Annotated in this window: 2 protein-coding genes; both read right to left on the reverse strand. The window is 47.5% G+C overall.

Going from position 1 to position 16,809, the window contains the following annotated elements; all coding sequences use genetic code 11:
• Window positions 1-83: 83 nt before the first annotated feature.
• The gene (locus RID53_RS13755; RefSeq protein ID WP_446388639.1) at window positions 84-2,912 is read right to left on the reverse strand and encodes a cation-translocating P-type ATPase; all 2,829 of its coding nucleotides are present in this window, start codon (window positions 2,910-2,912) and stop codon (window positions 84-86) included.
• A 180-nt stretch (window positions 2,913-3,092) separates the two neighbouring features.
• Window positions 3,093-16,616, reverse strand: coding sequence for a Calx-beta domain-containing protein (locus RID53_RS13760; protein WP_446388640.1), 13,524 nt, complete (start codon window positions 16,614-16,616; stop codon window positions 3,093-3,095).
• Window positions 16,617-16,809 lie beyond the last annotated feature (193 nt).

A 16,809-nucleotide genomic window follows, 5' to 3' on the forward strand; every position in this document is an offset into this window, starting at 1 on the left:
GTTGACTGTTGACTATTAATTCCAATTACCTGTTCCCTGTGACACACCGAGCGAAGTCGAGGTGTTCCCTGTTCCCTGACCAATTACCGATTCTTGTACCAACGAATAAACAGTTTCTCCAACTCAACCCAAATAAATAAAGAGGTACTAAACCCTAAACAAATCAACAATTCAGTCGGTGTGAGCGGTTCTGTACCAAAGAAATTTTGTAAAAATGGCACATAAACCAATGCCAATTGTAAGATAGTCGTGACCGTGACTGCCCAAATCAAATAGGGATTCGAGAACGGATTTACCTCAACAGTTAAGCGAGTATTGGAACGAACCGCGATCGCATGTCCCATCTGAGCCAAACATAACGTTGTAAATACCATCGTTTTCCAGTGGAGGGGAAAATAGTCAAACGCCAGCGCCATTAAAATAATCGTGACAATGGCGAAAATAATCCCAATCCGCACCATATAGAAACCCAGCCCCCGGGCAAAAATACTCTCACGGGGACTAAAGGGAGGACGCTTCATCACATCCGGTTCAGCCGGTTCTACCGCCAACGCTAAAGCGGGTAAACCGTCGGTCACTAAGTTCATCCAGAGAATTTGTAACGGAGACAGGGGAACATCGGGGAGTCCCATAATCGGTGCAGCTGCAATGGTTAACACCTCACCAATGTTGCTGCCCAAGATATAACGAATAAAGCGACGGATATTATCATAAACCGTGCGACCTTCTTCAGTCGCGGCAACAATCGTGGCAAAGTTATCATCCAGCAGCACCATATCACTGGCTTCCTTACTCACATCGGTTCCGGTAATCCCCATAGCAATGCCGATATCCGCTTGCTTCAGGGCGGGAGCATCATTCACCCCATCCCCCGTCATTGCCACGAATTCACCTTGACGCTGAAGCCCTTGTACAATCCGCAGCTTATGTTCCGGAGAAACACGAGCATAAACGCTCACCTCCTCGACCTGTTTATCCAGATCCGATTGTGCCAGCTTTTGTAACTCCTGACCCGTGAGAACCCGATCATGTTGATCCGCAATCCCCAACGCATGGGCGATCGCGCGAGCGGTAAGCTGATGATCCCCGGTAATCATCACCGGGCGGATACCCGCATTCCGACAGCGTTGCACGGCATCCAGAACTTCTGGACGAGGGGCGTCTAACATCCCCACCAGTCCCAACCAAACTAATTCTTGCTCAGTGGTTTCACTAGCATCTACCCCATCATCAGGAGCAGCATCTAGAGGCTTATAGGCAAACCCCAAGACCCGCAATCCCGCCCCAGCCATTTGATTATTGTGTCGCAAAATATCCGTTCGTTGCTCATCGGTCAACACCTCGGTGCGATCGCCCGCCTGCAAAGAATGGCAACGCTCCAAGACTAACTCAGGGGAACCCTTGGTAAACATGAGGTAGGTTCCTTGTCCATCATTGGTTACCGCTGAGCCATTTGACCCTTGACAGATTACACTCATGCGCTTCCGCTCTGAGGAAAAAGGAATTTCACCCACCCGAGGAAACTGACGCCGCAAGGGTTCTTTATCAACACCCCCCTTCCCGGCTAGGGTAATTAATGCCCCTTCCGTGGGATCTCCTAAAATCAGCCAATCATCCTGTTCATATTGCAAGACGGCATCATTACAGAGGGCGCACCCTTGAAGTAAGACCTGTAATTCGGGATACTCTTGGGTAGAAACGGCTGTCTCGGCGATGAGAAACTCCCCGTTAGGCGCATAGCCTTCTCCCGTGACTTGGAATGTGTGCTGGGGCGTGATCACCCATTGCACAACCATCTTATTTTGAGTCAGGGTACCCGTTTTATCCGAACAGATCGTCGTCACACTCCCTAAGGTTTCCACGGCTGGAAGTTTACGGATCAGCGCATGGCGACGCACCATGCGTTGAGTTCCCAATGCCAAGGTGACAGTAATTACAGCAGGTAAGCCTTCTGGCACAACCGCTACCGCCATACTCAGGGATACTTCCACTAATTTTTGGAAAACGCCTAAATCTCCCCCACTTTGAATTAAGCCACCAACAACAACCAGCACGACCAAAATTAGGGAACCACTGACTAAGACATTCCCCAATTGGGTCATCCGCTGTTGCAAGGGTGTTGGTTCGCTTTCCACCCCTTGCAACATTTCGGCAATCCGTCCCAGTTCCGTCTTCATCCCTGTGGCTGCAACTAGGACGGTGCCTCGACCTTGAACAACTTCGGTACCTTGAAAGACTAAATTGATGCGATCGCCTAAGGGGGTATCTTCCGCTAAAGTAAGGGCAGCTTCCTTATTCACCGCGTTCGCTTCTCCAGTTAAAGCGGATTCCCGGATCTGGAGGTTTGATTCCTCAATTAACCGTCCATCAGCAGAAACTTGCACCCCCGCTTCCAGGAGCATAATGTCTCCAGGGACAAGCTGTTTGCTATCCACCTCCATCGGTCTACCCTCGCGGAGGACACGGACTTTAGGAGAGGCGAGATTTTTCAGGGCGGCGAGAGCTTTTTCTGCCCGACTTTCTTGGAGATAGCCTAAGACGCCATTAAGAATAACGATTAACAGAATCGCGATCGTATCCTTAAACGGAACTTGACCCGCCTCTAATCCTCCTTGTCGCCAATCGATCAGATCAATGACTCCGGAGATGATTGCCACCACAATCAGCATGATTAGCATGATGTTGGTGAACTGATCCAGAAGAATAGCCCAAGAACTGCGACCCGCAGTTTCTTCGAGTTCATTCAATCCGTAGTATTGCGATCGCTCTCTGACTTGTTCAGAATTCAAACCCATCTGGGGATTGCTATCCAGTTGGGTCAGCGACTCTTCGATTGAGTGGGTATGCCATGCATTTAACGGATCAGGCAACGAATGGGAAGGATGAGATGAAGTCACAGGGCAGGTTTGCATAAACACGATACCCAATCAATCATAGTCTTTTCAGTCAGTAACTGTAAGCTGGTGCATCGGGAATGAGCATTCTGGATTGGGGATGGTTCAGACATAGCATACTACGTCTGGAACTGACACCGAGGAAGGAGTAAATAGCCGCTAGAGTTGGAATCCTGCGGCTATTGCCAGGAGTGAAACCTAGAACACAAAATTACTAGCACTCAGTTCAGCCGCCGAGACATCTTCTAAAGTAATAAAGGTGCTGAAAGTTTCCTGACCCTGTAAACCATCTGGGTCGATTTGCACCTGAGTAGCTGAACTGCCTTGGACAAGGCGCACATAGCCATCAGCCAGGGCATCAGAACCTTGATAATCCACGCTCTCAAGAACCTCAGTGAGGACAATTTGGTCATCAGCCACTTGAAAATCAGTGATTACATCACCCGACTCACTCAAGCTGGTGTAGACAAACGGGTCATTGCTGTCGCTTTTTGTGAGCTTATCTCCATCTTGTTGAGTGACTAGGCTGTCATTGGCTGCCATGCCCGTTAATTCATCACCAGATGATGTACTCGAACTTTCCTGTTGCACCTGGGAGAGTGTCTGAGTGTTACTCTGAGTCTGAGTTGATTGGGAGACGCTACTCACCTCAAAAGTAGTGGTGTAGGCATCACTGGCATTACCTGCGCTGTCATAAGCTTTTCCCCACAGGGTATATTCACCACTTTCGAGTCCGCTGAGGTCTAGGGTGTACTCATCAAAACTTGCCCATTGATTGCCGCCACTCCAAGGTTCAAAGTCTTCGGCATCCTCCACGTTTCGCCAATCACCCTCTGGAGGCAGTAGCCACATATCTACACGTTCTATATCACTGATGCCGTCAGGGTCTAATACCCAAGCGTTGGTCAGACTCAGGGTTTCTCCTGGACTATAGGTGTTGGCATCGGTGGAGAAGTAGAAGGCTTGGGGTGGGGTGTTGTTGATTTCAAAAGTAGTGGTGTAGGCATCACTGGCATTACCTGCACTGTCATAGGCTTTTCCCCACAGGGTATATTCACCACTTTCGAGTCCGCTGAGGTCTAGGGTGTACTCATCGAAACTTGCCCATTGATTGCCGCCACTCCAAGGTTCAAAGTCTTCGGCATCCTCCACGTTTCGCCAATCGCCCTCTGGAGCCAGTAGCCACATATCTACACGTTCTATATCACTGGTGCCGTCAGGGTCTAATACCCAAGCGTTGGTCAGACTCAGGGTTTCTCCTGGACTATAGGTGTTGGCATCGGTGGAGAAGTAGAAGGCTTGGGGTGGGGTGTTCTCGGTGTCATCGTTGAGGATTGTCCCTGTAGCCGTGCCGTTGGTGATTTGTGCGCCACCGGAGGGGTTGGTTAAATTCAGGGTGAAGTTTTCATCGGGTTCAACTTGAGAATCCCCCGTTACTTCTACCGTAATCTCTTTTTCGGTTTCACCATCAGCAAAGGTGACAGTATCACTGGGGAATGTACCACCAAAGTCGTCGGCATTGGCGGGGTTATTCCCGCTCCCTGTTACTTCATAGGTGACGCTGGTTTCTCCAGTGGTATTCTCAGCGCGGGTGAGGGTGAAGCTGTAGGCAGTTGTGCCACTATCTCCTTCTTCTTTTTCGGCATCGGTGGGAGTGATCGAGAGGATCGGGGGAATCAGTTGATTACCGAAGTCGATATCCGTCGCTACTTGTCCTGCTGTCAAGTTAACGGTATGAACGAGGCTGAAGGTGTTCTCAGGAATATAAATGGGGTCGTTGGTGCTGTTGTTGTCGGGGTGATCAGGAGTGGAAGTGGAATCACTACCATCAAGATTCAAAATGGCTTCGGCTAAGGCAATGGCGTTAATGCGAGGATAACTCGCTCCGGTATTGCTGACGTTATCGTTTTCATCATCGCCGTCGATAATGAGGTCTCCTGTGGTTTCAAGGAGAGTGCGGAATTCTGTCACACTCAATTTGCGACCCAAGTATTCTTGTGCAATTTCTTGAGCGAGGGTGGCGAGGGCAGTGACATAGGGGGTGGCTTGGGAAGTACCTCCCATTGAGATAGTGCCACCTGTGGCATTGGCACCCGTGATTAAGATACCAGGAGCAAAGGTATCTAGAAGTTCAGGATGACGTTGGGAGAAGCTGGCAATGCGGTCAGTATCGGTGGTATAGTCTCCTGCCCCTCCGGTAAAGGTGCGGGAGCCAAAGTTATCTGCCCAAACTGCACCCACAGAAATCACATTGGGGTCAATGGCAGGGTAGGCGAGTCCTGGGGTGCTGGCATATTGGTAGAAGCTGTTTCCGGCTGCTGCTGCGATGAGGATATTTTGGGAGGCAAGGGCAGCTAGTTCATCCCCAATGCCATAACGGGCGGTTTGGGTAATCCAGTTTTGATTGTCTCCGAGAGAGAGGTTGACAGAAGCAACATTGTATGCATCAGCGTTGGTCGTGACCCATTGCAGGGCGGCTTCTAGGTCGGAGAAGAAACCTGAACCCTCATCGGAGAAGACTTTGAGGACAATCAGGTTGGCATCGGGGGCGATGGAGGAGAAGATACTGGCGATGTGAGACCCGTGATTGTTTTTATCGCTGGCATTATTATCTTGGTCGGCAAAGTCGTATTGATAGAGGATTTTATCGGCAATGCCGTTGTTATCATCGTCTGCCCCGAAGAGGGGGTGATTGAGGTCGATCCCTGTGTCTATAATGACGGAGGTGAATCCTGTACCTTTGATATCCGTGAAGCGGGCATCTGCCCAGAAGTCATCCAGGTTGATGAGGTTGGTGGCAGATGTGGTGGTATAGGTTTCGTTGCTGATGATGGGGCTATTGGGGATGTAAAGTTCGATTTCTGCCCCAGTGGTGGTGACGTTAACTTGGGGATAGGTTTGTTGCCATCCCTCTTGCATAACTTCGGCGACGGTGTAAGTGTCAGGGCGGAGGTTGGTGAAGGTGTAGTTCCCATTTTCGTCGGTGACAACGGAGATTTCCCCTGCGTCTAGTTGTCCGTTGGTGTTGCTGTCGAGATAGATTGTCCAACCCTGTAATCCGGGTTCGTCTGTATCTTTGACCCCATCTCCATCTAAGTCATGCCATTTCATGCCCTGAATTTCGGCATCGTTATCGCTGATGCTGACATTAATGTTGGGGAGGGTGAGGTTATTGTAGTTGGAGTCACTACTATTGGTGGTGTGGGTAATCGTGGCAGTGTGGTCGCCTTCGGGAGTCGTATCGTTAACGGCAGTTACGGTGATGGTTTGGGGTTGATTCCAGTTGCTATCGTTGAAGGTGAGGATGTTGGTATCAGTGGTAATTCCTGCGCCAACGGTGAGAGTAACTGTGACATCGGCAGTGGGTTGGGTGTCTAAAATGATGCTGTAGGTGTCGGTGTTCCCCCCTTCGGTGACGGTGGTATTGCCTCCTGTGGCGGTGAGAGTCACCCCTGGGGTGGGAGGTTCAGCAATGGTGAAGATAGCGGTTTCCGCTGCAATGCCACTGTTACCTGCATTGTCTTGGAGGGTAGTGGCATTAACCTCTAAGCTATAAGTTCCAGGGGTGGTGGTTAGGGTGTCTAAACCATTGATGCGGTAGGTAGAACCGGAAACTTGGCTGATAGTGACAGTATCCGGTAAAGTTACTGCTTGTCCGTCTCGCAGCAGGCTGATGTCGGTTTTATCGAAGGTGTTGAGGTCAATGATTTCGGAAAACTGGACATCAAGGTAAGTAACGGGGTCTAAGGTGGCTGTATCAGGAACATTGAGGAAGTCGAGGATAACAGGTTGCGTGACATCGGCGAAGATATCAATAGTTCCGGTGCTATCATTTCCGGCTTCATCAACAAGGCGTAACTCAACGGTACGAGACCCTACGCCGGATAGTTGGATGTCTGCGCTAAAGCTGGTGTTCGTCACCGTCGCTTGTCCTAAACTTTCCCCGGTGGTTGCATCGGTTAGATAAACTCGGAGATTGGCTTCGGGTAAGTCTCCGGTTACGGTAATGTTTGGGCTGTTGACGCGGTATTGTCCGTATTCGTTGAGGGTGGTGAGGGAGGTAGCGGTCGTGTTTAGCTGGCTGGTGGTGGGGGTGGCGCTGACTTGGATGTTGGTGGCGAGGAGGGGGTCGGTTCGGTCGAGTTGCCAGGTGGTGCTAAGGTCGTTGGTGGTGGTGTTTCCAGCATTATCTTCAATACCTGCACCATTAACGGTGAGGGTATATTCCCCATTGGTATCTTGCAGGAAGGTTAAGCCTTTGATTGTGTAGGTGGTTTCATTCCGTTTATCTATCTCCACCTCAGCAGTCACTAAGTTTGTCCCCCCCTCTACGGTTAAGGTGAGGTCTTGGTAGTCAAAGGTATCGGGGTCAATGGCTTGGTCAAAGCTGACTTCTACTGAAGAGATGGCGGTATTTCTGGGACTGGTTACGTCATCAATATCGGTAAGGGTGGGGGCGGTGTTATCCAGTACCCAGGTGAAGCCTTTACCCCCTACGCCGTTATTATTGTCGGTATCTTGAATATTGTTAGCAGTGACGAGGAGTTCGTAGTCTCCCTCTGTGTCGGTAAATTGAGACAGGTTACTCACTTGGTAGGTGAGATTATCCAGTTGGCTAATGGTAATGGTGTCGTTGACTAAGTTACCGCCTTCGTTACGGGTGAGGGTGATATCGGTGTAGTCAAAGCTATTCGGTTGAATGGGTTCGGTGAAGATGACGGTAAACTGATCAACAGCGGTACTCAGGAGGTTACTGCTAAAGCCTTCGATGGCTTGAACGGCAGGTCGGTCTCCGGTAAATAGCCAGTTTTCGGTGACAGTCCCCGCACCGATGTTCCCACTGAGGTCTTCTACGCCTGTACTATCAATACTCAGTTGATACTGTCCGATGTTGCCTGTGATGGAGGTGAGGTTATTGATTTGGAAGGTAATGGGGTCAACTTGGCTAATCGTGACGGTATCGGTGATGAGGTTAGTACCATTGTCCAGGGTGAGGGTGAGGTCTTGGTAATCGAAGGTGTTGGCGCGGATGGCTTCGGTGAAGACGACGGTGAGGCTATCGATGGGAATATCGCGGGGGTTGGGGTCAACATCAATGATTTCTCGAACTTCTGGGGGTGCAGAGTCGTTGCTGTCGTAGGTGATGGTATAGCTGCCAGTGCTATCGAAGTCGAGGAAGTGGAGGATATTTTCGTAGATGGGTCGTCCGGTGGCGGGGAAAGTGCGGTCGGTACGCCAGATGTTGTCTAGGTCAATGACTGTGCCATCGGAACGGAGAATTTGTTCAATCTCAAACTGTCCGTTAGCGGGGTCTTCCAGGCGGATGTAGTTCCAGCCTGAAGTGGGAGTGAGGCTAATCTCGGCTTCGAGGTCAAGGATGGTAACAGGTGCGTCAACGGTGGCGGTGTCGATGGGGGTGACGGGTGCGGTGTTGCCATCGCTGAAATAGAGGGTGTCGGGGTAGAAGTTGGCATCAAATTCGTCGTTAACTAAGAAGTCGGAGAGTCCATCGCTGTCGGCTTGGACGGTTTGGATTAGTTCATGAATGTTGACTTCTTTGATCAGGGAAAGTTCTTCATTTCCTAAGTCGTTGATATGTTCAAAGGTGGCTTCATAGTCAATGAATTTGCCTTGTAAGCTGGATTTAAGTAACCATTCTCCAACGGCGGTTTCCCCTGCTGCGATATCGCCAAAATCAGCGGTTAATGAGGGATTGATGTTTTCTCCGTTAACTTGCGAACCAATGATATCAAAGTCAATTAGTAAGCCTTTTTCGTTATCAACAATTTCAGGTTGTGCGGAGGTAATACTGAGGTTTCTGGCATCACCAAAGCCGTTGTTTTGAACTAAGACGGCTAGGGAGAAGGGTTCAGCGACTTCGGTAGCATCGGTGAAGGGGTCATCACCGTAAACGTTGCGTTGCTGGAAGTAGTCTAGGGTTAGTTCTGCTTGGGGGTTAACGGTTATGGGAGTAGAAAGTAGAGGGACGGTAACTAACTGACCGTCTTGGATGTAGCTTAGAGTGCCACCAATAGTATATTGTTCGGGAGTTTCTCCGGCTGCTGAACGAGTGGGAATAAATGTCCATTCTGCGCTGCCAGAGGAATTGGTGTTGAGGATACCATTACCATCGACGGAACTAATATTTTGTAGAATAGGGTCAGTAATGCCAAAGAGTTCGTTAACCGAATTCCCATTTTCGTCTAGGATTTCCAGGTTGACAGTAATGTCTTCAAGGTCAATGGTATCGCTGGTATTTTCAATTATTAATTCTCCTAAGAAGGCAGAGCGAGTCATTACTGCTTCTTGGTTGATTTGAATCCGAACTTTAGCACAAACTCCACTACTGTCGCTTTCTAAGGCTTCTTGGAATTCACTAAGAGCATCTTGAGTCGCTGCTGTTAAGCCAGTATAACCTTCTATTTCAATCGCTAATAAGGCTTGATTAATTTCAGTCTCAACGTTGTTTAACGCATTGAAGGTAATAAAATCAGTGCTTTGTCCATTGGGAACATCGGCGACATTTTGAATCCCTTGACTCCAGTATTCAATTGTCCGATTCCAACGGTCAATAAATTTATTGATATCACTTCCTGTCAAAGCGGGAGGAAGGTCGAGGGATAATAGTTCAATGCGCTCAGTTTCAGAAATTTGTAATTCGGTCGCAGTTGTTCCTTGAGTTCTGGCACCAAAAGCGTTTAGCCAAGCCGTTGATTGCTGATCCTCGTCAACTTGTAACCAAATTTCATCCCCGAAGTAGAGGAGGTAGAAATTGGCTAAACTTTGCCAGTAATCTCGATAAACTGCAATTTTATCGAGTTGAGCTTCAATTGTTCCTGATGCACTGGCACTAGGGGATAAGGTATTAGCAAGATTGTTATTACCCTGTTCCTCATTACCAAAGCAAATGCTATTTAAACAATCTAAGACCCCGAAGGCACAACCAACTGGTCCAGGGATACACCCTCCATCCCCTAAAGTAAGTTCTCCATCTCCTAACGCACTTAAACAAGCGATAACCGTCGCTGCGGTACTTAACGGATTAGGAACACAACCGATTAAGGTTAAGGAACAAGCCACCGCAGCTTGCTTATTTTTCTCAACGCAAGGATCACAATTAGAAGGGGTACTTTGAATGCTAACGGGAAAAACTCCTCCTGGCTCTCCTGATGATCTTCCTCCTCTTCCAAAGCTACTTCCTGATGAAGACACAGGATCTCCACAATTTCCTTCTGCGTTGAAGAAGGGAATGGGAACTGCTCGTTTGATTTGTTCTGGACCACAATCATAGTAGTAATCTAGTCCAACACTTATATTACAAGGAACGTTAGGAGTAGATTGAAGACTTAATTCCCCTCCTAGTGTCCCTAACGTATCAAAGTCAGCAATGCGGGTAATTCTGACGGGGACTGTAATGGAACTTTTTGCATCAAGCGATCCAATTTCATCAAGTAAGGGTTCAATTTTATAGAAAGGATGACTACTAAAGTTCAGAGCTAGATCATTCGCTGCAATTAACCCATGATTGGTAAAGGTCATGTCTATTTGGGTAACTTGACCTACTACTTGTAAATCTGCTAAGTCAACGGAGGGAGGATCAACGGTTACGGTAGGAATGGGAACATCTGTTTCAAAGACACTTTCTACGGTGATATTGTATTGATCTTGAATCTCTGTTTCCGTTACCGTCCAAGTGTATTTAACAGTCTCAAGGGATAGAAATGAACTAATGCTTTCCGTTTCCCCAGCATTAATTTCAACAGTTTGACGAAATGTACTATGATCTTCTGCTTTAACTTCTAAGCTGTAATACCCTTCCGCTAAGTCATCAAAATTGACCATTCCTGTATCATCGGTGGTCATTCTGGCAACTTCAGCTTGGGTAAAGTAGTCGCGAACAATAACTTCTGCACCGCTTAGTTTAGGAGAACCTTCAGCAAAGTAGAATAATTCATTAACAACGTTAACAGTTAAGTCTCCAGTCGCATCACTCACTGCACGGAAGTTAAAAGGAAGCGATAAATCACCATCATTTCCTGCTGCATCAAAGACAATATTCCCTGTATATTCGGTTAATGCTAAATCGCTACCAGGAGTCAAAGCTAAAGTAACACTCGTAGATTCCCCCGCTGCTAAAGAGGCAATCGTGTCTGTGGTGGCTAAACTTAACCAAGGTGCATTGGGTAATAAAACCTCAATATTTTCTGCAACAGCCCCCCCTTCATTAGTTAACTCAAACTCCACAAAGGTTTGCTCACCCCGCAGCATTCCACTGGTAATCGTGCTGGTATCTGCTACTAAACTGGGGACAATTCGTGCTAAATCTACTGTTACGGGTAAACTAGCCGTTACCCCTTCAGCACTGGTGAGATTGATATTAAAGGTATCTTGGGTGATGACAGAATCGTTAGGTGCGGTGATGGTATAACCAACAGTATTGCTGCCATTACCATCTAATTGTGTTGGTAAATTCACCTGGACATCCCAATTCTCCGGCAGACTGGAGACATCGTAGGTAAACCCAGTTAAGGTTGTATCCGTGAGGTTTTCTAACTGTACTGAAGCAGTAAAAGGGGTATCGGCAATAATATCATGGTTGGCACTATTGGCATCTAACTTTGCCCCTAAAACCGTGAAACTATCTTCATAACCTACATCTTCCCCTACATTATCTGGGAAATAAGCCCGAATATTAAATGTACCTCCTTCATCCTGTAAAGGCGTAAAGGAACGAACAAAATTACCATCAGCATCGGTAAACCCGCTGAATTCACGGGTAAAGCCGTTATTTTCAACTTCAATGGTGACAAATTCAAAGGGAATAGGAGAATTGTCTTCGTTACTCCGCGCTGTTCCTTGGAAGAGGAGGCTTTCTCCGGCGATTCCTACAGTGGTGTCGGTGAAAACTTCTGCACTGTAGGCAGGAACAACGGTAAAAGGCGTAACAACAGTATTATTGGTTTCCCCTATCCCTGTTCCCTCATCAACTTGATTATCTTCATCAGTTACAGCAATGAGATAATATTCTCCCGGAGTACGAGGGTTAAAGTAACTAACATTGCGTTCGTAAAACTGTCCAACTGGAATATCAGCAGTGATTTCAAATTCCGTTAACAGTTCATCACTGTTATCTAACTTGTTATCAGTAGAAAGATAAACTCGGTCAATCCAAGTTCCTGAGAGGTTTTGTAACCCTAAGTTTTCGACTTTATAGGTAAACTGGGCTTGTTGATTGGTGTAAGCAGGAGAGTTGGCATTGAGTTGGGTAACGGTTAAATCAGGAACTTCAATATCACTGACTTCTAAGCTGGCATTCCCACTATTTAATCCAGTTGCCGATGCGCTAATCGTCACAGGTTGACTGCCATCACTGACTCCATCACTAACTCCCGTAACAATGGCAGTCACTGAGGTTTCCCCTGCTGCAATGGTAACTGTGGTGGGGACTGTAGCTTCGGTGGTGTCGCTACTAGAGAGGGTAACGGTGAGGGGGTCAGTCGTATCCGTGTTGCGGGTAATGGTGGCGGTAGCAGTTCCCGTTTCGGCAATGAGGCTGCGGTCAATGTCTACGGTTAAACTGGGACTTTCATCATCAATAATGTCCAGCGTGGCAGTAACAGCTTGATCAACGATGCCTAAACTTGTGCCATCGTATAGCGGGGTGGCGGTAATATTAACGGTTTGGGTTCCATCTAAATCAGCATTATCAACCGCTTCAACGTTAAAGGTAGCAGAGGTTTGGTTGGCAGCAATGGTGACAGTATCGGGAAGAATGACCCCATCATCTCCACTCAGTTGCACTACTAAGGGTTGATCATTGACAAAATCACGGGTAATCGTGGCTGTGGTAACTCTCCCATCTTCGCCAATTTCTGATTGAGCAAAATTAAGAGTTAAATTAACCGTGTCGTTATTAAGAACTGAAATATTATCAGAACCGCTGTTAAAGCCTGATGCTGTTGCAATTAAAGTGACACTTTGAGTCGGGTCTAAAAGGGTGTCATCAACAACAGTTAAATCGACCGTAACCGCTGTTTCGCCAACGGGAATAGTAACAGTTGCTGGAGTGGTGATTTCACTCTCATCACTACTGACCAAGGAGACTTCTAAGGCGGCATCAGTGGGTGTATTGCGAGTAATGGTTGCGGTGAGTGTTCCATCCCCTTCATTGACTGAATTGGCGGTAATATCAACCGTTAGTTTGGGTTTGAAGTCATTATCAATGATGGTCAAAACTGCTGTGTTTTGTCCGCCGATACTGACTCCACCATTAGGATTAGAAAGCGTTAAATTAATCGTTTCATCAGCTTCAAGAACCGTATCATTGATAATAGGAATCGTAACAGTTTTGCTCGTTTCACCATTAGCAAAGTTAACAACAATGGGATTATTGTTTACATAGTCACTGCCAGCGGTGGCACTGCCACTACTAGGAGTAACCCGGACACTCACATCTCCATCACTTCCCCCGGTACGCAGGAGAGTAACAGCAGCAACCACAGTGCCATCCTCGTTAACGGTGTAGTTGGCGTTATCAAATTCAATCACTCCAGGGACAGCATCATCATCAACAATATTAAGAATCGCCGTTGTTTGTGTGCCTAATGTCACCCCATTGGTAGGATTAGAAAGGGTTAAATTAACAACCTCAGTATCTTCAAAAACACTATCGTTGTTAACGGGAATGGAAACCGTTTTCTCAGTTTCCCCGCTAGCAAAAGTTACTGTAATCGCATCACTGGTGTAATCATCGGGGGCAACCGCTGTGCCATCACTAGGCGTTAAAGTCACACTGACTTCGCCATTACTCCCGCCAGTTCGTACCAGTGTCACCCCTGCAATGGGTGTCCCATCTTCATTGACACTATAGATTGAACCACTAAAAGCAATACTGCCAGGTTCCCCGTCATTATCGACAATGGTTAAAGTCGCAGTATCTTGAGTCCCAATCGTTGCACCATTGGTGGGATTAACCAGACTTAAATTGATCGTTTCATCCGATTCAAATACCCCATCATCGGCAACCGGAATCTCAACCGTTTTCTCGGTTTCTCCATCGGCAAAACTGACGGTAACTGCATTGTTAGTATAGTCTTCGGGATTGGTGGCAGTGCCATCGCTGAGGCTAATCGTGGCACTAACAGCACCATCACTTCCTCCGGTGCGATTGACAGTCACCGCAATGATAGGTGTGCCATCTTCATTAATGCTGTAGTCTGCTTGGGAGAAAGCTAAAACTCCTGGTACAGCATCATTATCAATAATCTCAACAACGGCGGTTGTTTGTGTGCCTAATGTTGCGCCGTTGCTGGGGTTAGAAAGGGTTAAGTTAATCGTTTCAGTTGGTTCATAGTCGGTGTCATCCAGAACTGGAATGATAACGGTTTGACTGGTTTCGCCATCAGCAAAAGTAACCGTCAAGTCTTGATTATTATAATCTTGTCCGGCTGTGGCTGTCCCATCACTCAAGGAAATGGTGGCACTGACTTCAAGGTCACTCCCACCTGTACGAACTACGGTAACAGCAATAATGGGTGTTCCATCTTCACTGACTCGATAGGTTGCTCGATTAAAAGCCAAGACACCCGGTACGGGAGTATCATCATCTAGGATAGTTAGGGTAGCGGTTCCGTAAACCCCAAGGGTTGTCCCTGTACTGAGGTTGGTTAAAGCCAGATTCAGGGTTTCATCGTCTTCAAAATCACTATCATTAACGATAGGAAGCGTAACGGTTTTGCTGTCTTCACCATCGGCAAACTCAATAGAGATGGGAGTCTCGGTATAGTCAGACGGTGCCGTAGCCGTGCCATCAGTGAGGGTAAGGGTTGCATTAACTGTTCCGAAGAGACTCCCAGTTCGGAGAATCGTAACGCTGATGGTGCCATTTTCATCGACACTGTAGCTATCACTGTCAAAACTGATTTGTTGAATTGGGGCAATGTACTCAAAGGCACTCGAACTAAGATCTAGAGTCGTGATATTGCGGAAGACAGCAATGAGTTCATCGGGTTCACTCCCTGCTTTATCCAAATAAAGGTTCGTATCACTACCAGAGACTTCTAAGCGGTAGTTATTGGCTGACCCTTGGAGTTGAACAATGTCTCCGTCACCAGGGTTGAAGTCAGTGATCTTAGCGTAGTCGTTCGTGCCAGCACTGGTGAGATTGCGATCGTCGTAGGCTATCCAGTTTGCTGTTCCCAGAATAAAGCGATCGCCTCCACTTCCGCCAGAGAGATTGTCCCGTTCACCTTGTCCAGGATTGAGACTATTACCATCAACACCCTCTAGGGTGTCATTCCCGGCTTCACCATAAAGACGGTCATTCCCGGCTCCCCCTTGAATCGAGTCATTGCCTTCATCTCCTTCGATGTAGTCATTCCCCGCACCCGCAATGAAGGTATCATTTCCGGCTCCCCCTCGAACATTGAAGTAACTTGCAGCCGTAGCGGTTACATTGTCATCTCCAGTTCCTCCTCGGAAGTGGAAAGCTTCAATTTCTTTAAAAGTTCCTCCAGCACCGTTACTGGTTTCAACGGTGGTATCTATAAAGTTGATGGTTAAACCTGTATCACCTGCGTAAAGGGAAAGGCGGTCGTATCCGGCTCCGCCAATAATGGTGTCGGCTTCAGCTCCGTCGTGGAACCCGTCGTTTCCTTCGCCACCATCGAGATAGTCTACTCCCTCCCCTCCCCACACATAGTCGTTCCCTTCTCCTCCCTCTAGGGTGTCATCTCCGGCGTCGCCATAAAGAGAGTCATTCCCGGCTCCCCCTTGAATTGAGTCATTGCCTTCATCTCCTTTGATGTTGTTATTCCCCGCACCCGCAATTAAGGTATCGTTTCCGGCTCCTCCGCTCGCATCGAAGTGAGCAGCCGTAGCGGTTACATTGTCATCTCCAGTTCCTCCTGCGAAATAGAAAACTTCAATTTCTTTAAAGGTTCCTCCAGCACCGTTACTGGTTTCAACGGTTGTATCTATAAAGTTGATGGTTAAACCTGTATCACCTGCGTAAAGGGAAAGGTAGTCGTGTCCGGCTCCGCCAATAATGGTGTCGGCTTCAGCTCCTTCGCTGAAGGAGTCGTGCCCTTCGCCACCATCGAGATAGTCAACTCCCTCCCCTCCGAAAACTTGGTCGTTCCCTTCTCTTCCCTCTAGGGTATCATTGCCTCCTAATCCTTCGATTAAATCATCGCCAGAAGTTCCGGTGAGATTGTTATTGCCCGCATCTCCAGTCAAAGTCGCCATCTCAACGGTGACTACTTCGCCATTAACCTGGATAACACCGTGGTCATTCTCGGATTGCAACTGTTCTAATTTTGTAGCAGAAAGGCTTTCACCCCGTACCAAAGCCGAAAAAATTGCGCCCTCATCTCCAGGCGCATCTACAACATTGAGGCGAGCATCCAAATAATGCCCAATCTCTTCTAACAGCACACTGACAATCAGATCTAGATTCCCCTCCGCCAGTAACTCAGAGGATAAATAAATTTGATTGGTTGTCTGAGCATAGGCTCCCCTCGCTCCATGAAGCTTCGTGGAGGATAGCACTGTAATTCTTGGCAGTTCGCTGATTAACTGACTAAACTGCATCACATCAAGCTCTAGATCCTGACCATAGGCAAGTCGGAGCTTGGGTAAGAAATCAGCAGTAGCAGCAAACTCCTCTAGCAGATTCAGGCTGGCTTCGAGGGCAGATTTTAGGATGGGTGGATTGGTGGTCACGGTTAAAACTTCTGTCAGGAATGTTGTAATGCCTTCATTTTTGTGTCTTTGTGACTACACTCGTATGAGTTGTTAAAGTGAAATTCTTCATATATAGCCAAATATACTTACATATTTTCACTTAGATGACTACTAATATTTGGGAAATTTTTAGATTCTGTAACCAAACGAGTTGAAAGTTAAGCATTTTAGG

Source organism: Coleofasciculus sp. B1-GNL1-01 (genome assembly GCF_040220235.1).
Classification (GTDB): domain Bacteria; phylum Cyanobacteriota; class Cyanobacteriia; order Cyanobacteriales; family Coleofasciculaceae; genus Coleofasciculus.

What these genes read in the sequence shown, in the direction of transcription:
- RID53_RS13755 (WP_446388639.1), bottom strand. Translation starts at nt 2,912, where the DNA reads ATGCAAACCTGCCCTGTGACTTCATCTCATCCTTCCCATTCGTTGCCT.